This window comes from Paraburkholderia fungorum, assembly GCF_046027215.1.
Lineage (GTDB): Bacteria > Pseudomonadota > Gammaproteobacteria > Burkholderiales > Burkholderiaceae > Paraburkholderia > Paraburkholderia fungorum_D.
In genome coordinates, this window is sequence record NZ_JAQQEN010000001.1 from 3,819,805 (window position 1) to 3,843,763 (window position 23,959).

Sequence of the window (23,959 nt, forward strand, 5' to 3'; positions counted from 1 at the left end):
CTGAATGTCCCAACGCATCCCCCAAAAACGCGGACGCCCAGCGGTTTAGTGTCAAAATAGCGTTTTTCCGCGCTCCGGAACGGCCGGTGCGTCTGTTTTCCCGCTTTCTCCAGCTACGAGTTCACCATGAGCGATATCAAGAAAGTCGTGCTCGCCTACTCCGGCGGCCTCGACACCTCCGTCATCCTGAAGTGGTTGCAGGACAACTACGACGCCGAAGTCGTCACGTTCACGGCCGACATCGGCCAGGGCGAAGAGCTGGAACCGGCGCGCAAGAAAGCCCTGCAACTCGGCATCAAGCAGGAAAACATCTTCATTGAAGATCTGCGCGAAGAATTCGTGCGCGATTACGTGTTCCCGATGTTCCGCGCCAACACGATCTATGAAGGCGAGTATCTGCTCGGCACGTCGATCGCCCGGCCGCTGATCGCCAAGCGTCAGATCGAAATTGCTCGCGCTGCGGGCGCCCAGGCTGTGTCGCACGGCGCAACCGGCAAGGGCAACGACCAGGTTCGCTTCGAACTCGGCTACTACGCACTGGAGCCGGGCATCAAGGTGATCGCTCCGTGGCGCGAATGGGATCTGCTTTCGCGCGAAAAGCTGCTCGCGTACGCCGAAAAGGCCGGCATTCCGATCGAAATGAAGCACAAGCAAGGCGGCGCGCCGTATTCGATGGACGCGAACCTGCTGCACATCTCGTTCGAAGGCCGTCACCTGGAAGACCCGAAGGCCGAGGCCGAAGCCGATATGTGGCGTTGGACGGTGTCGCCTGAACAGGCGCCCGAGCAGGCTGAGTACCTCGACATCGAGTACGAACACGGCGATCCGGTTGCGATCAACGGCAAGCGTCTGTCGGCGGCCGAAATGCTGACCGAACTGAACCGTTTGGGCGGCAAGCACGGCATTGGCCGTCTGGACCTGGTCGAAAACCGTTACGTCGGCATGAAGTCGCGTGGCTGCTATGAAACGCCGGGCGGCACGATCATGCTCAAGGCGCACCGCGGCATCGAGTCGATCACGCTCGACCGTGAAGTGGCGCATCTGAAAGACGACCTGATGGCCCGTTACGCTTCGCTGATTTATAACGGCTACTGGTGGAGCCCGGAGCGCCGCGCCATTCAGGTGCTGATCGACCACACGCAAGAGAAGGTCAACGGCTGGGTGCGCGTGAAGCTGTACAAGGGCGGTGTGTCGGTTGTCGCGCGCGATTCGAAGGAAACGCTGTTCGACAAGACCATCGCCACGTTCGACGACGACGGCGGTGCTTACAATCAGGCCGACGCTGGCGGGTTCATCAAGCTGAACGCGCTGCGCATGCGGATTGCTGAGAACGCACGTCGTCAGCGCGGCTAGGCATCACTGAGCTGCAGATGTCAAAAAGGCGCCGGGAGGAAACTCCTGGCGCCTTTTTCATTGCGTTGCGCAGCGCATAGCCGCGCATTCAACCCGTCACAAACACACCGGTTCCGCCTCCAACGCCACCCCAAACCGCGTCAGTACATCTTGCTGAATCGCCTTCGCCAGTGCCAACACCTCCGCTCCGCTCGCTCCGCCGCGATTGACCAACACCAGCGCCTGCCGATCATGCACGGCCGCCGCACCCATGGCACGCCCTTTCCAGCCACATCGATCGATCAACCAGCCCGCTGCGAGCTTCACCCGGCCATCCGGTTGAAGATAAGACACGACCTCAGGCTCCTTGGCCTTCAGCGCCGCGAACTGCGTTGCCTCCACCACCGGGTTCTTGAAGAAACTCCCGGCGTTACCGAGTTCCAGCGGATCGGGCAGCTTGGCGCGCCGCACCGCCACCACCGCATCGAAGATTTCCTGCGCGGTTGGTGGCGCATCGGCACAGCCACTCGCAGCCAGTTCGCGCGCGATGTCCGCATATCCAGCGCGCGGCTGCCACAGCTTCGGCAAACGGAAAGTAACCGAGGTAATCACGAAACGGTCGCGCCCTTCCCCCTTGAAAAAACTGTCGCGATAGCCGAATCGGCAAGCGTCGGCATCGAGTTCATGTGCCTCGCCCGTCGCCAACTCCAGCGCTCTGAGCGACGCAAACCGCTCGCACATTTCCAGCCCATACGCGCCGATATTCTGGATCGGCGCCGCGCCGACCGTGCCAGGAATCAGCGCGAGGTTTTCCAGCCCGGCGTACCCCTGAGACAAGGTCCATGCGACAAAGTCATGCCACGGCTCGCCCGCCGCCGCTTCCACGTACCACACGTCGTCGTCTTCACGCACGAGCCGGCGGCCTCGCATGGCAACCAGCAGCACCAGCCCGGCGAAGTCGCCAGTCAGCACGACATTGCTGCCGCCGCCCAGCACCAGACGCGGCAATCCCGCCGCACGCGGATCGCGCATGGCCGCCATCAGTTGCGCTTCGTGCTCGATGCGGCACGCAAACTGCGCGCGAACGTCGAACCCGAAGGTGTTGTGCGCCTTGAGCGGATAACCAGCAATGAACGCAGCGGAATCGGATTGGGACATCGGAATGGAAGAATGAAACAACGGATGAAACAACGAATGAAGCAACGTCGGGCCCCAGCCACGCGACAATGCGCGACGGCCTTGGGCAAAAGGGAGTGGCGTCGGTAAAATGACGTCCGGTCCGTGATTATAGCGAGTGCCCCGTGAGCAGCCGACCGGCCGCGTCACGCACCGCAGCACTATTGGGAGAATGCAATGCCATCGTTTGACGTCGTCTGCGAAGCGGACATGATCGAAGTCAAGAACGCGATCGAGCAGTCCAACAAGGAAATTTCAACCCGTTTCGACTTCAAAGGGTCGGACGCGCGCGTCGAGCACAAGGAAAGCGAAATCACGGCCTACGCCGACGACGATTTCAAACTCGGCCAGGTCAAAGACGTGCTGCTGTCGAAAATGGCCAAGCGCAATGTGGACGTGCGCTTCCTCGACTACGGCAAGATCGAGAAAATCGGCGGCGACAAGGTCAAGCAGGTCATCAAGATCAAGAAAGGCGTGTCGGGCGATCTGTCGAAGAAAATCGTGCGCCTTGTGAAGGACAGCAAGATCAAGGTTCAGGCGAGCATTCAGGGCGACGCGGTGCGTATCACCGGCGGCAAGCGCGACGATCTGCAAAGCGTGATCGCCATGCTGCGCAAGGACGTGACCGATACCCCGCTCGACTTCAACAACTTCCGCGACTAAGCGGTAGCGCTTCGAAGCGACGGTGCCACACGGCGCCGCCGCTCAGAGCCTGTCTCAGGGCTCGTTACCCGCCGCCGGGCGTGCCGCCGCGTCGGCCTTCTTCTTGTCGCCGATGCGGCTTTCCTGGCCGCGCATCAATTTGGCGATGTTGCCGCGGTGGCGCCACACCAGCAACGAACTCATCACCACGATCGCCAGCGCGATGACGTGCGGCCCGAACAGAAAGCCGTCGAAGAGCGGCGCGAACACCGCCGCCGCCAATGCCGCCAGCGACGAATAGCGCGTGAAGAACGCCACGATCAGCCAGGTCAGCAAGGTCGCGACGCCAAGAATCGGGTTGATCGCGAGCAACACGCCCGCCGCGGTCGCCACGCCTTTGCCGCCCTTGAAGCGGAAGAACACCGGATACAGGTGGCCGAGAAACACGGCAACCGATGCAATCGCCACCGACGTATCGTCGAGTCCGTAACGCGCGCCGAAGTGCACGACGAACCATACCGGCAGCCACCCTTTGAATGCGTCGCCGATCAGCGTAAGAATCGCGGCCTTCTTGCTGCCGCTGCGCAGCACGTTGGTGGCGCCAGGATTGCCCGAGCCATAGGAGCGCGGGTCGTCCAACCCCATCGCGGCGCTGACGATCACGGCAAACGACACCGAACCAATCAGGTAGGCAACGGCAGCAACGATCAGGTTTTGCATCTGGGACTCTTATAAGGATCGGCGGTCTGAAACTCGATACCCCAACCGCAACAGGGAACGCTACTCGGAATCAAGCGGCGCACATTCTACCGAACCCGCGCGCCCGGAAAACAATCAGGCAAACATCAATCGACGCTCGCGCATTGCACCGGCTTCGCCGCCAGCAACCCGGTCAGGACCGTGGGTGCGATGCTGACCAGAAAGCCGCGCCGCCCGCCGTTCAGCCAGATCTGGTCCATCTCCAGAATGCTCGACTCCACGTACACCGGCATCTGCTTGCGCGTGCCGAACGGCGAGGTGCCGCCGATCAGGTAACCGGAATGACGATTCGCCACCTCGGGTTTGCATGGTTCGACGCGTTTCGCGCCGATCTGCCGCGCCAGATTCTTGGTGCTGACGGTGCGGTCGCCGTGCATCAGCACGATCAGCGGCTTGGCGTGCTCGTCTTCCATCACCAGGGTCTTGACCACATGGTGCTCGTCAACCCCGAGCTGGCGCGCCGATTCCCCGGTGCCGCCGTGCTCGACATAATCGTAAGGATGTTCGCCGAAGGCGACGCCATGACGGCGCAGAAATTGCGTCGCGGGCGTTTCGGAAACGTGTCTGGATTTGCTCATCGGCGCATTGTAATGGCGACTTTGCACAACGGCTATTTGCCGAATGGCCAATTGTATGGACCCGGTGATTGTGGCACGATCGTTCGAAAATATTCCGGCGCACGTATGCCGGGCATCGCACCGTTTTTCTGGAGACACGATTGAGCTTCGATTCCCCTAGCCGTCATGCCATCGATATTCCGGCCTTGCTCGCCGCACTGCCCGCGCGCATCGCCGAGATTCCGGTGCTCGCCGCAGCGCGCGATCCGCAGCACGTCGCACTGATCGAGGATGCGCGCCGCCTCACCAACGCGCAACTGCTGCAAGCCGTCGAGGCCGCCGCCGCGCTGCTGCGCGAATGGGGCGTGCGCGGCGGCGATCGCGTGATGATCGTCGCGGAAAACAGCATCGTGCAGATCGTGCTGCTGTTCGCCACCGCCCGGCTCGACGCGTGGGCGCTGGTGTCGAATGCGCGGCTCTCCGCCGCTGAGTTCGACGCGATCCGTGCGCACGCACAGCCGCGCGTGGTCGCCTATGCTGTCGAGAGCTCAGCCGATGCGCAACAGCACGCTCGGCGCCATCAGGCACGGCCGGCGCCTTCCATCACGCCGGAGATCGGCGCGTGGTCCTACAGCGTGGATCAGACAGTCAAGGCCGAACCCGTCGAGGCTGACAGCCACCGCCAGTGCGCGGCGCTCATCTACACCACAGGCACGACCGGCGCGCCAAAGGGCGTGATGCTGTCGCATCGCAACCTGCTTTTTATCGCGGCCGTTTCGAGCCGCCTGCGCAAAGTCGGTCCGGACGATGTCGTGTACGCCGTGCTGCCGATCTCCCACGTGTACGGCTTCGCGTCGGTATGCCTCGGCAGCCTGCATGCGGGCGCCACCGTGCGCCTCGTGCCGCGCTTCGCGCCGGAAGCGGTGCGTCGCGCACTCGCTGACGAGCGCGTGTCGATCTTCCAGGGCGTCCCGGCCATGCATGCCAAACTGCTCGAACATTTACAGACGCACGGCCACCCGTGGTCCGCGCCGCATCTGCGCTTTGCCTATTCGGGCGGCTCGCCGCTCGACGCGGCCCTCAAGGCGCAGGTCGAAAGCGTCTACGGTCTCACGCTGCACAACGGCTACGGTATGACCGAGAGCAGCCCGACCGTCTCGCACACCATGCTCGATGCGCCACGCAGCGATTGCTCGGTCGGCGAAGTCATCCCGGGCGTCGAGATCCGTTTCGTCGGGCGCGACGGCGTAGACGCGGCAGCGGGCGAAGTCGGCGAATTGTGGGTGCGCGGTCCGAACGTGATGCTCGGCTACTACCACAGCCCCGAGCAGACCCGCGCCGCCGTGACGGCAGACGGTTGGCTGAAAACCGGCGACCTTGCGCGCCAGGACACGGACGGCGCGCTGCATATCGTCGGGCGCAGCAAGGAGCTGATCATTCGTTCCGGCTTCAACGTGTATCCGGCCGAAGTCGAACACGCGCTGAATGCGCATCCACACGTGGTGCAATCGGCGGTGATCGGACGCGCGGTGGAGGGTAACGAGGAAGTCGTCGCGTTCGTCGAATTGATCGCGGGCGCCACGGTCACGCCGGCGGAACTGATCGCGTGGTGCGGCGAGCGTCTCGCGCCGTATAAGCGCCCTGCCGAAGTAAAGGTGCTCGCCGCGCTGCCGGCGGCGTCGACCGGCAAGATTCTCAAGCACCGGTTGCGTGAATTCGTTTGACGCGGGTGGACGCAGCTAAACGCACCTGGACACAGCGGCAACGGCCTGCGTCCTATCCCCGCGGATGATGTTGCGCATGCAGCGACTTCAACCGTTCGCGGGCCACGTGCGTGTAAATCTGCGTGGTGGAGATATCGGTGTGGCCGAGCAGCAGTTGCACGACGCGCAAATCGGCGCCGTGATTCAGCAGGTGCGTGGCAAACGCGTGCCGCAACGTATGCGGTGAGAGCGGCGCATGCACCTCGGCCGCGGCCGCGTGCCGCTTGATGATGTGCCAGAACTGCTGGCGCGTCATGCCCTCCGCGCGGTTCGTGACGAACAGCGCGTCGGTCGCGCGCGCACCGAGCAATGCCGGACGCGCTTCGCGCAGATAGCGTTCGATCCAGCCATGCGCCTCTTCGCCGAACGGAATCAGACGCTCTTTCGAGCCCTTGCCCATCACGCGCACCACGCCTTCGTTCAGGCCTACTTCAACGGTCTTCAGCGTGACGAGTTCAGTGACGCGCAGACCGCTCGCGTACATCAGCTCCAGCATCGTGCGGTCGCGCAGGCCCAAAGGCGTGTCGACATCGGGCGCGCCGAGCAGGGCTTCGACCTGCGCTTCGCTGAGCGTCGACGGAAAACGCGGCGGCTGTTTAGCCGACCGGATGCGCAGCGTCGGATCGACGCTGGCGCGATGCTCGCGCACAGCCCAGCCGTAGTAACGGCGAAAGACCGAGAGCCGCCGGTTCGCCGAGGTGGATTTGTCTTTCTGACGCGCCGCGCTATAGGCGTTGAGATCGACTTCGCTTGCGGTATCGAGCGACGCGTTGCGGGTTTGCGCGAGCCATTCGCAGAACAGGCGCAGGTCACGGCGGTAGGCGTCGAGTGTATTGCGCGACAGGCCGTGTTCGAGCCACAGCGCGTCGCAGAACGCATCGATCGACGCGGCGCTCGCCAGAAACAGAGGAGACGCAACGCTCGCGTCGTCAGCCAGGGTGTCGCTCATGCGTACGGAATGCCCTCATGCGCCAATAGCCAGCGCTTAACGTTGCGAAAGAACCCGTCGCCGGCGTGGTGCGCAAAGCCGCCGATGCCGCTCGAACTCACCACCCGGTGACAGGGAATCACAATCGGAAAATAGTTGGAGCCGCACGCCTGCCCCACGGCACGCGGCGCGCTGCCGAGTTGCCTCGCCAGTTGCCCGTATGTCAGCACGACACCCGGCGGGATGTCGCTGATCGCCTGCCAGACGCGCCGCTGAAATGCGGTGCCGACCGTTGCGAGCGGCAACTCGAACTTCGCCGACGCGCGCTCGAAATACCGTTCGATCTGCTCCGCCGTCTGCTTCGCCAGCGGCGTGTCCGGCGCGACGTTGCGCATCGAATCCGGCAGATAGACGATCTCGCGCACGGCGTCGCCCTCGAGGCGGATGCCGACTTTGCCAAACGGCGCATCGATCACTGCGTTGAACATGGTTACCTGCTCCGTGAATTGCGCGGCGTCCTGATACGAAACGAAAGCGCCCGCCGGAATGCCGCTACTTTACGCCGCTTCCAACGCCCATTCCACATGCTCGCGCACCACGGCGGACGGGTCGTCGGCGCGTACGCGCAGCGCGGCGACGATCGCCTCCCGGGCCTCGGCGTCCAGCGTTCCGGACGAAGCACGCAGCGCATTGCCCATTCCCACCGCCAGATTGCGCAGCCAGCTCTCATAGCCGATGCGGCGAATCGCGCTGCCCTGCATCCGCGTATCGAATTCGTCCGCGCTCCACGCGAACAGCTCGACCAGCGACGCGCGATCGAGTCCGTGTCGTACGTCGAAATCCGCGACCGGCGCGGCCTGCGCGAACTTGTTCCATGGACACACGAGCTGGCAATCGTCGCAGCCATACACACGATTACCGATCAGCGGCCGCATTTCCAGCGGAATACTGCCCTTCAGTTCGATGGTCAGATAGGAAATGCACAGCCGCGCATCGACCTTGTACGGTGCGACGATCGCGCCTGTCGGGCACGCGCCGATGCAGCGCGTACAGCTGCCGCAATGCGAGCCCGGCGTTTCGGGCGCCTGCTCCGGCAGGGTTTGCGCGTCGGTGGGCAACGGCACGTCGACATAGATTTCGCCGAGAAAAAACAGCGAACCGGCGTCGCGCTGCAACAGCAACGTGTGCTTGCCGCGCCAGCCGATACCGGCCTTCTGCGCCAGTTCGACTTCGAGCACCGGCGCAGAATCGGTAAACACGCGATAGCCGAATGCACCGATTTCCGCTTCGATTTTCTCGGCCATATGTTGCAAACGGTTACGCATCACCTTGTGATAATCGCGGCCGCGCGCATAGATCGACACCACCGCCGCCGACGGGTCCGCAAGCCGCGCATGCTCGGCTGCACGCCAGTCTTGCGGCGCGAGCGGCGCATCCTGCAGAGCGCTTGCACTGAGCTTTCCATCGAGTGTCTGGGCGGGCAAATAGGCAATGCGCGCGGTAATCACACGTCGCGTACCGGCCACAAGCTCGGCGGGCCGCGCGCGTTTCATCCCGTGTTTCGCCATATAATCCATCTCGCCGTGACAACCCGCGTCCAGCCATGCGGCGAGCGGCGCTTCGGCAGCGGAGAGATCGGTATCGCTAATGCCGATCGCCCCAAAACCCAGTTCACGGCCCCACGTTTTGATGTTCAGCGCGAGCGCTTGCAGCGCCGCTTCATCGAAATGACGCACGGCACGCGCATCGTCGTCGGACGCAGGCGTGCAGGAAATTGGGGACTCCGGACTTCGGTTCATCACGCCATTTTACGAGAATGCCCGTCAATCCCGATCTCGCGATCCAACCGCCCGCCAATCTCCTGCTCGAACGCTACTTTGCGCTCGCGGATGAAGCCGCCACCAACGCATTCGGCGCGCGTTTCGCACACGCGATCGAAAGCGTGCGCGACGCGCAGCAGCAAGCGCCGGGCAGCAAGAGCAGCAAGGCATTCCACGGGCTGCAGGTACAGCTTGTCGGCGATCTCGGCGCGGGCAAAACCACACTCGTACGCGCGACCTTGCGCGGTCTCGGCCACACCGGCCGGGTGCGCAGTCCCACCTACACCCTCGTCGAACCCTACGTGCTCGAGCGGCCCGCTGGGGAACTCGCGCTCTATCACTTCGATCTGTACAGATTCACCGACCCCGCCGAATGGGCCGACGCGGGCTTTCGCGAGTACTTCGACAGCGGCGCCATCTGCCTCGTCGAATGGCCGCAGCGCGCGGGGCGGCTCCTTGGCGTGCCGGATCTCGTCTTCTCGCTCGATCTGGACAGCGAGGGCGACGGCCGCGTACTCGTCGCGCAGGCATACAGCGAATCAGGAAAGGCATGTCTCGAAAGATGTTGATCAAACCGTTCCGCTCGATCGAATCGGCGGCTACCGCAACGCATAACTGGCGGCGCCGGCAGATCCTGCGCGCGGGCGCGTCGACGCTCGTGCTCGGCCTTGTCGCCCCGCGTCTTGCGTGGGCGAGCTCGGTGCTCGGCGTGCGGGTCTGGCCGGCGCGCGATTACACGCGTGTAACGATCGAATCGGATCAGCCGCTGGAGAACGCCCAGCACTTGCTGCAGGGTCCGGACCGGCTGGTGGTCGATCTGAGCGGCCTCGATCTGGACCAGGCGCTGAAGGATCTGGTGTCGAAGATCACGCCGAACGACCCGCAGATCCAGTCGGTGCGCGTCGGACAGTACCAACCGCACGTGGTGCGGATGGTGTTCGACCTGAAAGGCTCGGTGAAGCCGCAGGTGTTCACGTTGCCGCCGGTCGGCGCGTACAAGTACCGGCTGGTGTTCGACCTCTACCCTGCTGTCGCGCCGGATCCGTTGATGGACCTGCTTGCGCAGACCGAGCGCAAACAGCAGACGCTGGACGAAAACAACGCGCCGCCCGCCACGCTGAGCGGCCCCGGCACCACGCCGCCCACCGCCGATAACAGCGAGGCGTTTTTCGAGCGTTACGCGCAGAACGGCGGCAGCGGGTCCGCGCCCAGCGTGCCGCATCCGCCAACGCATAGCGCGCCGCCAGCCGCTCCGCCGATCCTCAGCAAGCCGACGGCACCCGCCGCGCCGCCTGCCGCGATCGCCCGCAACAAGGGCGGCAATAGCGTCGGCACCAGCGGTGGCACCAGCGGTGGCACCAGCGGCAGCAATCTCGGTACCACTGACGACGACGGCGACGACAACTACGCTTTCACCGCGCCGAAGTCCGGCAAGAGCAACACGGTGCGCCTGCTTACGGTTGCAATCGACCCCGGCCATGGCGGCGAAGACCCGGGCGCGATCGGCGGCTCGGGAACCTACGAGAAGCACGTCGCGCTCGACATCGCGAAGAAGCTGCGCGCGAAGATCGACGCGCAACCCAACATGCGCGCCATGATGACCCGCGACGCCGACTTCTTCGTGCCGCTGAATGTACGTGTGCAGAAGGCGCGGCGCGTCGGCGCGGACCTGTTCGTGTCGATTCACGCGGACGCGTTCACCACGCCGGATGCGAAAGGCTCGTCGGTGTTCGCGTTGTCCGAGCATGGCGCGTCGAGCGCCGCCGCGCGCTGGATAGCGAACAAGGAGAACTCGTCGGATCAGATCGGCGGCATCAACATCAAATCCGCCGACGCCACCGTCAACCGCGCGCTGTTCGACATGTCGACCACCGCGCAGATTCGCGACTCGATGCGCTACGGCAACTTCGTGCTGAAGGAAATCGGCGGCATCAACAAGCTGCACAAGGGCGCGGTCGAGCAGGCCGGTTTTGCGGTGCTCAAGGCGCCGGATATTCCGTCGATTCTTGTGGAGACCGCCTTCATCAGCAACCCGGACGAAGAGCGTCGCCTGAACGATGACGCCTATCGCGAGAAGATGGCCGACGCGATCATGAACGGCATCAAGCGCTATTTCGCGGCGAACCCGCCGCTAGCGAAAAACCGCATGACGTGACGCAACCGCGTGCGATCACGCAATAAAAAACGGCCGCTCGATGTGAACTGCACCCCAAAAGTTGGACACCGATCCAACCTTTGGGGTGTTTTTCATGGCCAAGTACAGTGAGCAGTTAAAGCTGAAACTGGTGAAGCAGTACGTGACCGGTTCGGCTGGTGTCGAGGTACTTGCAAAGCGGTACGGAGTGAGCCGCTCGGTTTTGCAGCTCTGGATTGCGGCCTACGAGCAACATGGACGGGACGGACTGCGCAAGAAATTCAGTCACTATGACGCGCAGTTCAGGATGTCGGTACTCATGCACATGTGGCAGAAGAATTTGCCATACCGGCAGGTGGCTGCGGTGTTCGACATCCGCAGTCCGGGCTGCATAGCGCAATGGGAACGCCGGTATCATGATGGCGGTATCGACGCACTGGCGCCTCGTCCACGAGGGCGCCGCAAAACAATGACCCAGCCAGTTCCTGAAAAGCCAACCGAAGTCAGTGCGCCAGATAAGCGCACGCGTGAGCAGTTGCTCAAGGAAAACGAGTACCTGCGCGCGGAGGTGGCCTATCTAAAAAAGCTCGATGCCCTGCTTCAGGCGAAGAAGCAGGGCGCGCAAAAGAAAAAGCGCAAATAGTGCAGGAGCTCCGGCAGCACCATCCGATGCCCGCTTTGCTCAAGGCAGCGGGTCTGGCGCGCAGCACGTTCTACTACCAGTTGAGCGTGCCGGATGCCGGTGAGCGGCACAAGGACCTCAAAACCCGCATCAAGACTGTGTATGAACGCCACAAGGGCCGTTATGGCTACCGGCGCATCACGGCGGCGATCCGGCAGGCGGGCCAGAGCGTGAACCACAAGACGGTGCAACGTCTGATGGGACAACTGAAACTGAAATCGCTGGTGCGCGCAAAGAAATACCGCTCATGGCGCGGCGAAGTCGGGCGTATTGCGCCGAACCTGTTAAACCGCGAGTTCAGCGCACAGCAGCCCAATCAGAAGTGGGTGACGGACGTGACGGAGTTCAACGTGCTGGGGCAGAAGCTGTATCTGTCACCGGTCATGGATCTGTATAACGGCGAGATCGTGGCTTATCAGATGAACACGCGACCGGTCTTCGATCTGGTCAGCGGCATGCTGAAAAAAGCGCTGGCAAAGCTTGGTCCTCAGGAGACCCCGCTGCTGCATTCGGACCAAGGCTGGCAGTACCAGATGCCTGCTTATCGACGGCTGCTGGATCAACACGGCCTGACGCAGAGCATGTCGCGCAAGGCAAACTGCTACGACAATGCGGCAATGGAAAGCTTCTTTGGCACGCTCAAGGCGGAGTTCTTCCGGCTGAGCAGGTTTGAAAGTATCGACGAGTTGAAGGCTGGCATCAGACAATACATTCACTACTACAACCACACACGCATCAAGCTGAAACTAAACGGGCTGAGTCCTGTGATGTACAGAACCCAGCCCTCTCAAACCTGAACGCAAACTGTCCAACTTTGCGGGGTCAGTTCAGATGCGGCCGTTTTTCATTCCTCGTGCAAGCATGCGCGCCGCTCAACGCGCCGGCGAGAATCGCTGCAGGACCCAGCCGCCGAACACATTTACCGCGAGGCCCGCCATCACGAGCAGTGCGCCGGCGACCTGCGCCGTGGACAGTTGCTCGTCCAGAAACAGCGATGCCGAAGCGAGCCCGACAATCGGCACCAGCAACGAAAACGGCGCAACCTGGCTCGCCGGATAGCGCGACAACAATCGGCTCCACAACCCGTAGCCGATCAGCGTGGCAATAAACGCGAGGTACACAATGGCGAAAATCGATATCGCGCTGATGCCGGACAACGCCGCCACGATCCGCTGCGGACCCTCGAATGCATACGAGAGAGCGAGGAACGGCAGCGGCGGAATCAGGCTGCCCCACACCACGAGCCCAACCAGATCGACCTTGCCGACCTTCTTGGTGACGATATTGCCAAGCGCCCACGAGCCCGCGGCGCATAGCGTCAGGACGAAACCGGCGAGTGTCATGGCGTGGCCGCCCTGCATGCCGATCACCGCGAGCCCGCCCGCCGCGATCAGCAAACCGGCAACGTTCGGCAGGCGAAAGCGTTCGTGCAGAAACAGCGCGGCGAAGATCAGCGTGAAGAACGCCTGCGCCTGCAAGACCAGCGACGCAAGCCCCGCCGGCATGCCGACATACATGGCCGAAAACAGAAAAGCGAACTGACCGAACGAAATGGTCGCGCCGTATGCGAGCAACCAGCGCCATGGCACCTGCGGCCGCTTGACGAAGAACACAGCCGGCACTGCGGCGAGCGCGAAGCGCAGTGCGCCGAGCAGCATCGGCGGCACGCCATGCAGGCCCACCTTGATCACGACGAAATTGACACCCCACGCGACGACGACGACCAGCGCGAGCAACAGATCCCTGGGCGACATCCCGGTCTCCGATTGATGGTTGAATCTGGGAGTTTAGCGGACAGCGATATGGGCAACGGAACCTGCACGCTACGGATCTCCGGGGCACCCGCCGGCCACAAACCGTCACCATTCTGGCTGCCGCAGTAGAATCGTCCATTAAGCAAAAACCCAACTCACCCTTCCAGACGAGCCCGCCCATGTCTTCCTCGATCAAAGCCGTCCTCAAGCCGCATCTGCGCGACGTTGGCAGCCTTACCGTGCGGCGCGTGCTGCCGGCCATGGCGGCGCGCCTGATCGGCCCGTTCATTTTCTTCGACCACATGGGCCCCGCCACGCTCGAACCCGGCGTCGGTCTCGACGTGCGCCCCCATCCGCATATCGGCCTTGCCACCGTGACGTATCTGTTCGAAGGCGCGATCATGCATCGCGACAGCCTCGGCTCAGAACAGAAGATCGTTCCTGGCGACGTCAACTGGATGACGGCGGGCCGCGGCATTGTCCATTCCGAGCGCACGCCGTCCGAAGACCGCGCCAGCGGCCTGACCATGCACGGCATCCAGACGTGGGTAGCCTTGCCGCTCGAAGACGAAGAGACCGAACCGTCCTTCTCGCATCACGCGGCCGATACGCTGCCGGTGGTCGAGCGCAACGGCGTCACGCTGCGGGTGATCGCTGGCACGGCGTTCGGCGCAACCTCGCCGGTCACGACCTTTTCCGGCACGCTGTACGTCGCTGCGCACTTCGCGCCGGGCGGCGCGTTCGCGCTCGAACCCGAACACGAGGAACGCGGCGTCTATCTGGTGGACGGCGATCTGGAAATCGACGGCACGCCGCTCGAAGTGGGCCAGATGGCCGTGCTCGCGCTCGACGAAACGGTCACGCTCGCCAGCACGCACGGCGCGCGCGTGATGCTGCTCGGCGGCGAGAAACTCGACGGCGAGCGCTTTATCGAATGGAATTTCGTGGCCAGTTCGCGGGAGAAGATCGAGGCGGCGAAAGTTGCGTGGAGCAATCAGGAAATGGGCACCGTGCCGGGCGAAACCGAATGGATTCCTTTGCCCGAACGCCAGGGGCATTGAAATTCTCCGCTTCCCCCCCATTTAAACTGACATCCGTTTTATCGACGAGGACGCAATGGACACCACTCTGGCCACTTTCGAACAGGACGTCATCACGGCGTCGACACTGGCCCCCGTGCTGGTCGATTTCTGGGCGCCCTGGTGCGGCCCCTGCAAGACACTTGGCCCGATGCTGGAAAAGCTCGAAACCGAAGCAGCCGGCAAATGGAAGCTGGTGAAAGTGAACGTGGACGAAAACCAGGAGCTCGCCGCGCACTTCCAGGTGCGCAGCATTCCGCACGTCATGGCGTTTGCCGACGGCCAGCCGGTCGATCAATTCGTGGGCGTGCTGCCGGAAGGCCAGTTGCGCGAGTTTATCGAACGCCTCGTGCCGCAAGGCGCGGACGCGGCGCGCCTCGAAGCGCAAACGGCGCTGGCCGAAGGTCGTCGCGAGGACGCTTACGACGCGCTGCAAGCCGCGCTCGCCTACGACCCGGGATTCGACGAAGCACGCATGGACCGCATTGAATTGCTGCTCGAAGACAACCGCATCGACGAAGTGCGCAATGAAGTCGACCTGCTGTCGCCGAAAACCACCCAGGGCATCGACCCGCGCTTCAACGCGATCAAGACCCGTCTGGACGCCGTGGACGCCGCTGCGGACCTGCCACCCACCGACGCACTCGAAGCGCGCGTGGCCGCCGAACCGGGCGACCTCGAAGCGCGCTTCGATCTGGCTAGCGCACTGATCGCCCGCCGCAATTACGCGGGCGCGCTCGAACATCTGCTGGCGATCGTGCAGCGCGACCGCACGTTCCGCGACGACATCGGCCGTAAGACGATGCTCTCGGTGTTCGATCTGGCCGGGCATCAGCCGGAGTTGGTATCGCAATGGCGGCGCAAGCTGAGCGCGTCGCTGTTCTGATCTACAGAGGGGTTCAGGTGCGTCCAGCGTGCCGCGGCCTGATTCCATCCGCAGCCGCGTTCTGTCACGCTACGCTAGAACCCGCCGCCTGCTTTCCCAACGCCCGCAGCACATGCGCGGCCGCCGCAAAACCAAAGCTCGCGGTCACACACACGCTCGAACCAAATCCCGCACAGTTCAGGCCGACCGGCCCCGTATGGCCGGGCGAGGTGCTCACGTGCTCGGCTTCTGCGTCGATGTCACAAACGGCGACTTCAGGATAGATCAGCGGCTCGTCGGAATACACCGCGCTGACCTTAAACCTGGCCTTCGGTCCACGCGGAAAACCATGCAGTTTGCGCAACTGCCCGCGCACTTTCGAGAGCAACGGATCCTGGATCGTCAACGCGAGATCGTCGATACGAATGCGCGTCGGGTCCAGTTGACCTCCGGCGCCACCCACCGTGATCAAGGGCTGCTTTTTCTCGACGCACCACGCGATCAATGCGGTCTTGGTGCGTACGCTGTCGATCGCGTCGATCACATAATCGAATCCGCCGCCGAGCGTCGCCGCGAAGTTGTCCGGCTCGACAAAGTCCTCCACAAGGCGCACGTCGCAAAACGGATTGATGGCCGCAATACGCTCGGCCATCGCCTCGACTTTCGGTTTTCCGTAGTTGCCGTCGAGCGCGTGAATCTGCCGGTTGGTGTTGCTTTCGGCGACATTGTCGAGATCGATCAGCGTCAGCGTGCCGATCGCGCTACGCGCGAGCGCCTCCGCCACCCACGAGCCGACCCCGCCGATACCGATCACCGCGACATGCGCATTTTCGAACGCGGCGAGCGCCGGCGTCCCATACAGGCGGGCGATGCCGCCGAAACGCCGCGCGCGATCAGCGGTTTCATTCCCGTCGAGGCTGGTAGTAAGATCGGATTGCGCGGTGGTGCTGGACATGGTGGCAGGCTCGTTGGAAAACAGGCAAAACTGAAAAGGAGAAATGCGTGGGCGTTCGCAGCCCGTATTTTGCCTGATCGCGTCAATCCGCATGGGCGGCACGCACGCGGCCTCCGTGCGGCGTACGGCGCAAAGCCTTAAACGCGTCGCGCGCAAAAAATTTACGCCTTAGCTATACTGGCTTGACTGTAGTGTTCGCATAAGAATATGACCTCACTCGCCGAACTTCGAAAAAACTATTCGCTAGGTTCGTTGGACGTTGCCGACATCAACCGCAACCCGTTCCGTCAATTCGACGCATGGTTTGCACAAGCGGTCGACGCCCAACTGCCCGAACCGAATACGATGACGCTGGCCACGGTTGACTCGCGCGGCCGGCCGTCGGCGCGCATCGTTCTGATCAAGGGCGTCGACGAGCGTGGCTTTGTGTTCTTCACCAATTACGAAAGCCGCAAGGGCCGCGAACTCACCGCCAATCCGTACGCAAGCCTGCTGTTCTACTGGATCGAACTCGAGCGCCAGGTGCGCATCGAGGGCACGGTCGTTAAAACCAGCGCGGAAGAAAGCGACACGTACTTCGCGTCGCGCCCGCTCGGTTCGCGTATCGGCGCATGGGCATCCAATCAGAGTCAGGTAATTGAAAGCCGCTCGCAACTCGAAGCACGCGAGCGCGAAATCAGCCTGCAATACGGTGATCAACCGCCGCGTCCGCCTCATTGGGGTGGCTATCGTCTGGTTCCCGAAGCAATCGAATTCTGGCAGGGCCGGCCGTCGCGTTTGCACGACCGCCTCCTCTATACGCGTTCAAGCGAAAGCAGCGATTGGCAAATCGCCCGTCTATCGCCTTGAATCTGAAAAATAAAGTTTTCCGGCACGCCGCCAACGAAGCCGTGTGCCCGAAGACGCGGATTGCGCCACCTCGCGGCATAGGAGTTGCGCCACGGTGAGCGGCGATCCACACAAGCTTTGCTTTAATTCAACGGACACGGAGAAATCACATGTTCTGGGAGAAGAAGCTGGCGCAGTGGGTGGAAGATGTAAAAAACCGGGCTAACGTGCCAGCACGTCTTGTGCTGTGGGATGGCCAGCAGCACGACTTCGGGCAGTTTGCCGCGCCTCAGGTCACGCTACATGTCAAGAGCGCTACGGCGCTGCCCTACCTGCTCGAACCGAGCCTCGACAATCTCGGCGAGGCGTACGTGAAGGGCAAGATCGATATTGAAGGCAAGCTCTCTGACATCATCAACGTCAGCTATCAGCTTGCGCGCAACACCGTGACCAGCGCTAGCAAGCTGGCGCGTGTCCGGCGCTACTTCAATCACTCGAAGTTGTCGGATAAGAAGGCGATCCAGTATCACTACGACGTCTCGAACGAGTTCTACAAGCTGTGGCTCGACGAGAATATGGTGTACTCATGCGCGTACTTCGAAAACGGCGACGAGGACCTCGCCACCGCGCAGATCAAGAAGATCGACCACATCCTGACCAAGATCCAGTTGCAGCCCGGGCAGAGTCTGCTCGATATCGGCTGCGGTTGGGGCGCGCTCGTGCTGCGCGCGGCCAGCAAGTTTGGCGCGAAGTGCGTGGGCGTGACGCTGTCGCAGAACCAGTTCGATCTTGCCACCGCACGCGTGAAAGCCGCGGGCCTCGAAAACCAGATCGAGATTCGTCTGCAGGATTATCGCGACGTCGAAGGGCAGTTCGACCGCATCACCAGTGTCGGCATGTTCGAACACGTGGGCCGCAAGAATCTGCCGGGCTACTTCGAGAAGATCCGCGATCTGCTGGTGGATGACGGCATCGCGATGAATCACGGCATCACGTCGAGCGACTCGGACAGCGGCGAAACCGCACTCGGCGGCGGCGAATTCATCGACCGCTATGTCTTCCCGGACGGCGAACTGCCGCACATCGGCCTCGCGCTCGAATCGATGCAGCGCGGCGGACTCGAAGCGGTTGACGTCGAAAGCCTGCGCCGTCACTATGCGCACACGCTGAATCTCTGGGCAGAAAATTTCGAAGCGCATGCAGAGGAAGCCCGCGCGCTCGTCGACGACGAAAAATTCCGCATCTGGCGTGTATACCTCGCCGGTTGCGCGTATGCGTTCGAAACCGACGATATCTCGATCTACCAGGTGGTGTGCCGCAAAGCCGGCCGCAGCGCGAAAACCTTGCCGTGGTCGCGCCGCTATATGTACGACAAACCGCTGTGACACGGTTGCGCCGCGGCGCCGTACCTGAGCGGACCGACGCGGCGTAACTTCAGACAGCAGGTCGAACATCGATGGACCAGAGCGGGACAAGCGAAGTTGAACAGCCGGCGAGCGGCGAACAGGATGCGCAAGCCGAGGCGCCGCAGTGCGATCTGTTCGGGATGCCGGTGGAGCGGACGCCGGCAGCGATAGCGACTGCCGCAAGCGCACCGGCAGCGGCCAACGTCACCCCGCAGCCCGAGCGGCGGCGGCAGATGCGTGCGAAGCAGGGCACGACCAGCCTGTGGCAGGAAGAAGACGCGCCGGCGGCGCCCCTCGCCGGCATCGACACCGACTCCGACTCCGGTTCAACGCCCCCTCCCGCGGATACGTCGAAGAAGCGCCGCACGCGCGACGTTCTCGCTGCTCCTCCCACGCCCGAAATCCTCGTGCTTGCCGCCGACCTGCCCCCGCAGGTGTACCTCGGCACCTCGACCTGGTCGTTTCCGGGCTGGAACGGCATTGTCTACGGCGATGAATACAGCAACAGCAAACTGTCGCGCGAAGGCCTCACGGCTTACGGCGCGCATCCGCTGCTAAAGACCGTCAGCATCGACCGCTCGTTTTACCAGGCGCTCACCGTCACCGAGTACCTGCGCTACGCGCAGCAGGTGCCGGAGCACTTCCGCTTCATCGTCAAAGCGCCGATGACGATCACCGACGCGACCGTGCGCGCCGAACGCGGCGAACCCGTCTCGCTGAACCCGTGCTTTCTGAACGCGCAAATGGCAATCGACGAGTTCGTGACGCCGTGCCTCGAAGGCCTCGGCGCCAAGGCCGGCGCGCTGGTGTTCCAGCTTTCGCCGCTGCCCGACCAGCTGCTCGCGCAACCAGCGGTATTCATCGAGCAACTGGCTGAATTCCTCACGGCGTTGCCGAAGCTGCCCGACGGCACCTGCTACGCGATCGAAATCCGCGACGGCAGTCTGCTGACGCCACGTTTCATCCGTACGCTGAAAGCGGCGGGTGTGCGGTATTGCGTGGGGATTCATGCGCGGATGCCGGATCCGCTGCGCCAGGCGGCAGCGCTCGCGCTACTGGATGGCGAGCCGGCCGGACCGCTGATCGTGCGCTGGAGTCTGCACGGCGGCTTCAAGTACGAACAGGCGAAGGCCAAGTACGAACCGTTCAACCAACTGGTCGATCAGGACCCGGGCACCCGCGCCGCGCTCGCCGAGCTGGCCGCGCGCTATGCGCTGGCCGGCCAGCCGGTGGTCATCGCGATCAACAACAAGGCGGAGGGCTCGGCGCCATTGAGCTGCATGGAGCTGGCGCGCGCGATCATCGAAGCGTACGCGCGCCAGGCTCATGAGCATGAGGAAGCGCCCGAGCCGCCGCTCAGCTCGCCCTGATCCGGTGCGCGAACTTCTGCCGGAACTTCGCAACCTTCGGCGCCACCACGAATGAGCAGTACCCCTGATTCGGGTGCTGCGCAAAATAATTCTGGTGATACGCCTCGGCCGGCCAGTAATTGCCGTCGAGCGGCAGCACCTGGGTAACGATCTGGCCGTCGTAGATTTTCTGTTCGCCGATCTCACGGCTCGCCTGCAACGCCGTTTCACGCTGCGCCTCGGAGTTCGTGAAAATCACCGACCGGTATTGCGTGCCGACGTCGTTGCCCTGGCGATTCAACTGGGTCGGATCGTGGATCGCGAAGAAAATATCGAGAATCTCGCGATAGCTGATTTTTGCCGGATCGAAGTCGACGTTGACAACTTCCGCATGACCGGTCTCACCGTCGCACACCTGTTCATAGGTCGGCCGCTGGGTCTGGCCGCCCGCGTAGCCCGACTCCACCGAGTTCACGCCTTCGACACCCAGATACACCGCTTCGAGGCACCAGAAACATCCGCCACCCAGGGTGGCGACTTCGCCTGTCTGACTCATGCTGCTTGCTCCTTGATCCTGATAGTCGGCCGATGCCGGTACCCGCCTGACCGCAACGCGCATGCCACGATCGAGACTTCAAGCTTAGCGGTTTTTCCGCTGACCGGCGGGGGTCGCGGCCAGTCCACCGCGATTGCAGTTAAAATTGGGACAAATCGACGATTTTCACTATGACTTTCGAATCATTTGTTTCCGGCCACGCGCGCGATGGGTTCATTCCGGGATTGAGCCGGCTTGCGCCGAGGGCTTTTGTCCGATGAAGCGCGCCAGCCCGCCCAATTTTGACCAGAGTGCCTTCAAACAGGCGCTCGGCCAGTTCGCCACCGGCGTCACCGTGATCACCACGCGCGCGGCCTCCGGCCAGCTGATCGGCATCACCGCCAGCTCGTTCAATTCGGTTTCGCTGAATCCGCCCCTCGTGCTGTGGAGCCTCGCGACGCGTTCGGCGTCGATGCCGGTGTTCCGGGCGAACAGTCACTATGTGATCAACGTGCTGGCCGCGTCGCAACTCGAACTGTGCAAACGCTTCGCCACGGTCAAGGGCGACCGTTTCGAAGGCGTGTCGCATGCGGAAGGCGACACCGGCATGCCGGTGCTCGACGGTGCGCTGGCATGGTTCGAATGCCACAACCGCAGCCGTCACGAGGAAGGCGACCACGTGATTTTTGTCGGCGAAGTGGAGCGCTGCGGCGTCCACGAGAATGCCGCGGAGATGGCGCCGCTCGTATTCCAGAACGGCCAGTTTCACGGGCTCAAACCGGTCTGAATGACGACGCCGCCACGGCTTTTGCAACCGCTGCGGCGCGGGCTTCAGTTCAGGTATGCGGGGCGCTGTGGCCGCCGGTTTTCCTGACCAGCGCCACCGGCACGCCCGAATCTTCCTTGAGCGTCTGCAGCACGATATTCGAACGGATGTCCATCACGCCCGGCGCCTTATACAGGCGTTGCAGCACGAAATCCGAATAGTGTTTGAGATTGTGGGCGAGCACCCGCAACAGATAATGCGTTTCGCCGGTCACGACGAATGCGCCGACCACCTCCGGCCAATCCCGCACCGCCTCCGCAAAACGCTCGTGCCAGTTTTCCTGGTCGTTGCGCATCGACACCTGCACGAACGCTTCCAGTTCAAACCCCAGCACTTCGCGATTCAGACACGCGCGGTAGTGTTCGATGACGCCCTGCTCCTCCAGCAGACGCAGGCGTCGCAGACAGGCCGATGGCGAGAGCGAAATACGCTCCGCGAGGTCGAGATTGCTGATGCGTCCTTCTTGCTGAAGCACCGTCAAGATACGGCAATCGGTGGCGTCGAGCGAGATCGCATTCATATTCGGTCTCCCTTTCCCATTTGACTCAAATTATGTTCCAAGACAAGGCGAGGAAGGAGATTTTTTCGCAATCACATTTCTCGGCAAGCCATCTATCATTCCCTGATAGACATAAACTGCCGCAGGAGACATGGACACACTCTGGGACATCACCCCCGCCGTCAATAGCGCCACGCCTGTCTGGCCGGGTGATACGCCGGTCGGCATTGAACGCGCGTGGCGCATGGAGGCAGGCTCGCCCGTCAACGTCGCGCGGCTGACGCTGTCGCCCCATACCGGCGCCCATACCGACGCTCCGCTTCACTATGACGCCGAAGGCGCGGCGATCGGCGAGGTGCCGCTCGACGCCTACCTGGGCCGCTGCCGTGTGATTCACTGCATCGGCGCATCGCCTGTTGTGACGCCGCAACACCTGGCCGGCGCGCTCGACGCGTTGCCGCCGCGCGTCTTACTACGCACTTACAAAAACGCGCCGACCGCTGCCTGGGATAGCGCTTTCTGCGCGGTCGCGCCGGACACCATCGACTTGCTGGCCGCACACGGCGTGAAGCTGATCGGCATCGACACACCATCGCTCGATCCACAGGAATCGAAGACGATGGACGCACATCATCGGATACGTGCGCATCGCATGGCGATTCTCGAAGGCATCGTGCTGGATGCCGTCGCGCCCGGCGATTACGAACTGATTGCCTTGCCACTGAAGCTCACCACGCTCGATGCAAGCCCCGTGCGCGCCGTGTTGCGCGCCCTGCCCGAATCGCACTGAATTGCCTGCCTTCTCTGACTGGACCACCATGAACCACCGTGACGAAGCACTGGCGCTCGATAGCGCCGACCCGCTCGGCAGCCTGCGCGACCAGTTCGCGCTGTCGTCGACCACCATCTATCTGGACGGCAACTCGCTCGGCGTACCGCCGGCCGCCGCCGCGCAACGCGCGCAGACCGTGATCGGCGCCGAATGGGGCGAAGGCCTGATCCGCAGCTGGAACACGGCAGGCTGGTTCGAACTGCCGCGCCGCCTCGGCAACAAACTCGCGCCGCTGATCGGTGCGGCGGAAAACGAAGTCGTGGTCACCGATACGATTTCGATCAACCTGTTCAAGCTGCTCTCGGCCGCCGTGCGGGTGGCGAACGCGCGCGACCCGAAGCGTCGCGTGATCGTTTCCGAGCGCTCGAATTTCCCGACCGATCTGTACATCGCGCAAGGCCTGATCGAGCAACTCGACCGCGGCTATGAATTGCGCCTGGTCGACGACCCGTCCGAGTTGCCGGAAGCGATTGGCGACGACACAGCGATCGCGATGATCACGCATGTGAACTACCGCACCGGCTATATGCACGACATGGCCGCGCTGACGAAGCTGATCCACGACAAGGGCGCCCTCGCGCTGTGGGATCTTGCGCACTCGGCGGGCGCGGTGCCGGTGGATCTGAATGACGTCGGTGCGGATTACGCGGTGGGCTGCACCTACAAGTATCTGAATGGCGGTCCGGGTTCGCCTGCGTTCGTGTGGGTGCCGAAGCGGCACCAGAATGATTTTGCGCAACCGCTGTCCGGGTGGTGGGGACATCGTGCGCCGTTCAAGATGGATCCCATGTATCAGCCGGATGACGGCATCGGCCGCTTCCTGTGCGGCACGCAGCCGATGGTGTCGATGTCGCTGGTCGAATGTGGGCTCGATGTGTTTCTGCAAACGGATATGCAGGCGGTCCGCAAGAAGTCGCTGGCGCTGACGGATCTGTTCATCGAACTGGTTGAAGCGCGTTGCAGCGAGTTTCCTTTGAAGCTCGTGACGCCGCGTGAGCATGCGCAGCGCGGTTCGCATGCGAGCTTCGAGCATCCGCATGGGTACGAGGTGATGCAGGCGTTGATCGCGCGTGGTGTGATTGGCGATTATCGCGAGCCGCATGTGTTGCGGTTTGGTTTTACGCCGCTGTATACGCGCTTTGTCGATGTGTGGGATGCCGTGGAGACGCTGCGCGAGGTGCTGACGCAAGAGACCTGGCAGGCACCTGAATTTGCCGAACGCGGCGCTGTGACCTGAG

Annotated in this window: 24 protein-coding genes; 14 read left to right on the plus strand and 10 right to left on the minus strand. The window is 62.8% G+C overall.

Annotated features, from left to right (window positions below; translation table 11 throughout):
- Positions 1-126 precede the first annotated feature (126 nt).
- The gene (locus PQR27_RS17055) at positions 127-1,353 is read left to right on the plus strand and encodes an argininosuccinate synthase (protein WP_408524741.1); all 1,227 of its coding nucleotides are present in this window, start codon (positions 127-129) and stop codon (positions 1,351-1,353) included.
- A gap of 96 nt (positions 1,354-1,449) precedes the next feature.
- Here PQR27_RS17055 and murB read toward each other — a convergent pair whose 3' ends face one another.
- Positions 1,450-2,490: a UDP-N-acetylmuramate dehydrogenase gene (murB, locus tag PQR27_RS17060; protein ID WP_408524742.1), complete on the minus strand. Its 1,041-nt coding sequence runs from the start codon at positions 2,488-2,490 to the stop codon at positions 1,450-1,452.
- Between the two features lie 195 nt (positions 2,491-2,685).
- On the opposite strand from murB, the gene PQR27_RS17065 reads away from it, so the two are divergent.
- Positions 2,686-3,171: a YajQ family cyclic di-GMP-binding protein gene (locus tag PQR27_RS17065; RefSeq protein ID WP_028197943.1), complete on the plus strand. Its 486-nt coding sequence runs from the start codon at positions 2,686-2,688 to the stop codon at positions 3,169-3,171.
- A gap of 54 nt (positions 3,172-3,225) precedes the next feature.
- Here PQR27_RS17065 and plsY read toward each other — a convergent pair whose 3' ends face one another.
- Together plsY and ybaK are read right to left on the minus strand one after the other, a co-directional pair.
- On the minus strand, positions 3,226-3,870 hold the full coding sequence (gene plsY, locus PQR27_RS17070) for a glycerol-3-phosphate 1-O-acyltransferase PlsY (RefSeq protein ID WP_408524743.1): 645 nt from the start codon (positions 3,868-3,870) through the stop codon (positions 3,226-3,228).
- A 125-nt stretch (positions 3,871-3,995) separates the two neighbouring features.
- The gene (ybaK, locus tag PQR27_RS17075; RefSeq protein ID WP_408524744.1) at positions 3,996-4,487 is read right to left on the minus strand and encodes a Cys-tRNA(Pro) deacylase; all 492 of its coding nucleotides are present in this window, start codon (positions 4,485-4,487) and stop codon (positions 3,996-3,998) included.
- 140 nt (positions 4,488-4,627) lie between these two features.
- On the opposite strand from ybaK, the gene PQR27_RS17080 reads away from it, so the two are divergent.
- Positions 4,628-6,190: a class I adenylate-forming enzyme family protein gene (locus tag PQR27_RS17080; protein ID WP_408524745.1), complete on the plus strand. Its 1,563-nt coding sequence runs from the start codon at positions 4,628-4,630 to the stop codon at positions 6,188-6,190.
- A 52-nt stretch (positions 6,191-6,242) separates the two neighbouring features.
- On the opposite strand, the gene xerD is transcribed toward PQR27_RS17080, so the two are convergent.
- The 3 genes from xerD to queG form a co-directional block, all read right to left on the minus strand.
- On the minus strand, positions 6,243-7,178 hold the full coding sequence (gene xerD / locus PQR27_RS17085) for a site-specific tyrosine recombinase XerD (RefSeq protein ID WP_408524746.1): 936 nt from the start codon (positions 7,176-7,178) through the stop codon (positions 6,243-6,245).
- Positions 7,175-7,645 (minus strand): methylated-DNA--[protein]-cysteine S-methyltransferase, encoded by a 471-nt coding sequence (locus tag PQR27_RS17090; RefSeq protein WP_408524747.1) that lies wholly within the window; start codon positions 7,643-7,645, stop codon positions 7,175-7,177. The genes xerD and PQR27_RS17090 overlap by 4 nt, the downstream gene beginning before the upstream one ends.
- Before the next feature lie 69 nt (positions 7,646-7,714).
- Complete coding sequence (gene queG, locus PQR27_RS17095) at positions 7,715-8,956, minus strand: tRNA epoxyqueuosine(34) reductase QueG (RefSeq protein ID WP_408524748.1); 1,242 nt, start codon at positions 8,954-8,956, stop codon at positions 7,715-7,717.
- Positions 8,957-8,973: 17 nt separating this feature from the next.
- Between queG and tsaE the strand changes: the two genes are divergently transcribed.
- The 3 genes from tsaE to PQR27_RS17110 all read left to right on the plus strand — a co-directional run bounded on the left by tsaE (position 8,974) and on the right by PQR27_RS17110 (position 12,590).
- Positions 8,974-9,546: a tRNA (adenosine(37)-N6)-threonylcarbamoyltransferase complex ATPase subunit type 1 TsaE gene (gene tsaE, locus PQR27_RS17100; protein ID WP_408524749.1), complete on the plus strand. Its 573-nt coding sequence runs from the start codon at positions 8,974-8,976 to the stop codon at positions 9,544-9,546.
- Positions 9,528-11,132, plus strand: coding sequence for an N-acetylmuramoyl-L-alanine amidase (locus tag PQR27_RS17105; RefSeq protein WP_408524750.1), 1,605 nt, complete (start codon positions 9,528-9,530; stop codon positions 11,130-11,132). The genes tsaE and PQR27_RS17105 overlap by 19 nt, the downstream gene beginning before the upstream one ends.
- Positions 11,133-11,226: 94 nt before the next feature.
- A protein-coding gene (locus PQR27_RS17110) for an IS3 family transposase (protein WP_408522330.1) occupies positions 11,227-12,590 on the plus strand; the annotation gives its coding sequence in 2 pieces (ribosomal slippage) (positions 11,227-11,689 and positions 11,689-12,590; 1,365 coding nt in all).
- Positions 12,591-12,665: 75 nt separating this feature from the next.
- Here the strand turns inward: PQR27_RS17110 and PQR27_RS17115 are convergent.
- Positions 12,666-13,547 carry an EamA family transporter gene (locus PQR27_RS17115; RefSeq protein ID WP_408524751.1) on the minus strand — a complete coding sequence of 294 codons (882 nt, stop codon included), beginning with the start codon at positions 13,545-13,547 and terminating at the stop codon, positions 12,666-12,668.
- 179 nt (positions 13,548-13,726) lie between these two features.
- Between PQR27_RS17115 and PQR27_RS17120 the strand changes: the two genes are divergently transcribed.
- Together PQR27_RS17120 and trxA are read left to right on the plus strand one after the other, a co-directional pair.
- Positions 13,727-14,608, plus strand: a complete 882-nt coding sequence (locus tag PQR27_RS17120; RefSeq protein ID WP_408524752.1) for a pirin family protein — start codon at positions 13,727-13,729, stop codon at positions 14,606-14,608.
- Between the two features lie 55 nt (positions 14,609-14,663).
- A complete protein-coding gene (gene trxA / locus PQR27_RS17125) occupies positions 14,664-15,512 on the plus strand; it encodes a thioredoxin (protein ID WP_408524753.1) in 849 nt (282 codons plus the stop codon).
- Between the two features lie 64 nt (positions 15,513-15,576).
- Here the strand turns inward: trxA and tcdA are convergent, their stop codons facing one another.
- Positions 15,577-16,446, minus strand: a complete 870-nt coding sequence (tcdA, locus tag PQR27_RS17130) for a tRNA cyclic N6-threonylcarbamoyladenosine(37) synthase TcdA (RefSeq protein WP_408524754.1) — start codon at positions 16,444-16,446, stop codon at positions 15,577-15,579.
- 207 nt (positions 16,447-16,653) lie between these two features.
- Here tcdA and pdxH point away from each other — a divergent pair, with 207 nt between their 5' ends.
- From pdxH to PQR27_RS17145, 3 genes are all read left to right on the plus strand, one after another.
- Complete coding sequence (gene pdxH / locus PQR27_RS17135; RefSeq protein WP_408524755.1) at positions 16,654-17,295, plus strand: pyridoxamine 5'-phosphate oxidase; 642 nt, start codon at positions 16,654-16,656, stop codon at positions 17,293-17,295.
- Positions 17,296-17,444: 149 nt separating this feature from the next.
- A complete protein-coding gene (locus tag PQR27_RS17140; RefSeq protein ID WP_408524756.1) occupies positions 17,445-18,659 on the plus strand; it encodes a class I SAM-dependent methyltransferase in 1,215 nt (404 codons plus the stop codon).
- A 71-nt stretch (positions 18,660-18,730) separates the two neighbouring features.
- Positions 18,731-20,050, plus strand: a complete 1,320-nt coding sequence (locus PQR27_RS17145; protein WP_408524757.1) for a DUF72 domain-containing protein — start codon at positions 18,731-18,733, stop codon at positions 20,048-20,050.
- Here the strand turns inward: PQR27_RS17145 and msrA are convergent.
- Positions 20,037-20,585, minus strand: a complete 549-nt coding sequence (msrA, locus tag PQR27_RS17150) for a peptide-methionine (S)-S-oxide reductase MsrA (RefSeq protein WP_408524758.1) — start codon at positions 20,583-20,585, stop codon at positions 20,037-20,039. The two genes, PQR27_RS17145 and msrA, sit on opposite strands and share 14 nt — an antisense overlap.
- Before the next feature lie 256 nt (positions 20,586-20,841).
- Between msrA and PQR27_RS17155 the strand changes: the two genes are divergently transcribed.
- Positions 20,842-21,351: a flavin reductase family protein gene (locus tag PQR27_RS17155; RefSeq protein ID WP_408524759.1), complete on the plus strand. Its 510-nt coding sequence runs from the start codon at positions 20,842-20,844 to the stop codon at positions 21,349-21,351.
- 49 nt (positions 21,352-21,400) lie between these two features.
- Here the strand turns inward: PQR27_RS17155 and PQR27_RS17160 are convergent, their stop codons facing one another.
- Complete coding sequence (locus PQR27_RS17160) at positions 21,401-21,910, minus strand: Lrp/AsnC family transcriptional regulator (RefSeq protein WP_408524760.1); 510 nt, start codon at positions 21,908-21,910, stop codon at positions 21,401-21,403.
- Positions 21,911-22,040: 130 nt separating this feature from the next.
- On the opposite strand from PQR27_RS17160, the gene kynB reads away from it, so the two are divergent.
- Entirely contained in the window at positions 22,041-22,679 is a 639-nt protein-coding gene (kynB, locus tag PQR27_RS17165) for an arylformamidase (protein WP_408524761.1), read from the plus strand.
- A 28-nt stretch (positions 22,680-22,707) separates the two neighbouring features.
- Positions 22,708-23,958, plus strand: coding sequence for a kynureninase (kynU, locus tag PQR27_RS17170; RefSeq protein WP_408524762.1), 1,251 nt, complete (start codon positions 22,708-22,710; stop codon positions 23,956-23,958).
- Position 23,959 lies beyond the last annotated feature (1 nt).

Bases quoted from the DNA above. Each gene is read 5' to 3' on its own strand.
- pdxH (WP_408524755.1), top strand. From the start codon at position 16,654: ATGACCTCACTCGCCGAACTTCGAAAAAACTATTCGCTAGGTTCGTTG.
- xerD (WP_408524746.1), bottom strand. From the start codon at position 7,178: ATGAGCGACACCCTGGCTGACGACGCGAGCGTTGCGTCTCCTCTGTTT.
- PQR27_RS17120 (WP_408524752.1), top strand. From the start codon at position 13,727: ATGTCTTCCTCGATCAAAGCCGTCCTCAAGCCGCATCTGCGCGACGTT.
- msrA (WP_408524758.1), bottom strand. From the start codon at position 20,585: ATGAGTCAGACAGGCGAAGTCGCCACCCTGGGTGGCGGATGTTTCTGG.
- PQR27_RS17160 (WP_408524760.1), bottom strand. From the start codon at position 21,910: ATGAATGCGATCTCGCTCGACGCCACCGATTGCCGTATCTTGACGGTG.
- PQR27_RS17145 (WP_408524757.1), top strand. From the start codon at position 18,731: ATGGACCAGAGCGGGACAAGCGAAGTTGAACAGCCGGCGAGCGGCGAA.
- plsY (WP_408524743.1), bottom strand. From the start codon at position 3,870: ATGCAAAACCTGATCGTTGCTGCCGTTGCCTACCTGATTGGTTCGGTG.
- trxA (WP_408524753.1), top strand. From the start codon at position 14,664: ATGGACACCACTCTGGCCACTTTCGAACAGGACGTCATCACGGCGTCG.
- PQR27_RS17140 (WP_408524756.1), top strand. From the start codon at position 17,445: ATGTTCTGGGAGAAGAAGCTGGCGCAGTGGGTGGAAGATGTAAAAAAC.
- PQR27_RS17105 (WP_408524750.1), top strand. From the start codon at position 9,528: ATGTCTCGAAAGATGTTGATCAAACCGTTCCGCTCGATCGAATCGGCG.
- ybaK (WP_408524744.1), bottom strand. From the start codon at position 4,487: ATGAGCAAATCCAGACACGTTTCCGAAACGCCCGCGACGCAATTTCTG.
- murB (WP_408524742.1), bottom strand. From the start codon at position 2,490: ATGTCCCAATCCGATTCCGCTGCGTTCATTGCTGGTTATCCGCTCAAG.
- PQR27_RS17155 (WP_408524759.1), top strand. From the start codon at position 20,842: ATGAAGCGCGCCAGCCCGCCCAATTTTGACCAGAGTGCCTTCAAACAG.
- kynB (WP_408524761.1), top strand. From the start codon at position 22,041: ATGGACACACTCTGGGACATCACCCCCGCCGTCAATAGCGCCACGCCT.
- PQR27_RS17065 (WP_028197943.1), top strand. From the start codon at position 2,686: ATGCCATCGTTTGACGTCGTCTGCGAAGCGGACATGATCGAAGTCAAG.
- kynU (WP_408524762.1), top strand. From the start codon at position 22,708: ATGAACCACCGTGACGAAGCACTGGCGCTCGATAGCGCCGACCCGCTC.
- tcdA (WP_408524754.1), bottom strand. From the start codon at position 16,446: ATGTCCAGCACCACCGCGCAATCCGATCTTACTACCAGCCTCGACGGG.
- tsaE (WP_408524749.1), top strand. From the start codon at position 8,974: ATGCCCGTCAATCCCGATCTCGCGATCCAACCGCCCGCCAATCTCCTG.
- PQR27_RS17090 (WP_408524747.1), bottom strand. From the start codon at position 7,645: ATGTTCAACGCAGTGATCGATGCGCCGTTTGGCAAAGTCGGCATCCGC.
- PQR27_RS17055 (WP_408524741.1), top strand. From the start codon at position 127: ATGAGCGATATCAAGAAAGTCGTGCTCGCCTACTCCGGCGGCCTCGAC.
- queG (WP_408524748.1), bottom strand. From the start codon at position 8,956: ATGAACCGAAGTCCGGAGTCCCCAATTTCCTGCACGCCTGCGTCCGAC.
- PQR27_RS17115 (WP_408524751.1), bottom strand. From the start codon at position 13,547: ATGTCGCCCAGGGATCTGTTGCTCGCGCTGGTCGTCGTCGTCGCGTGG.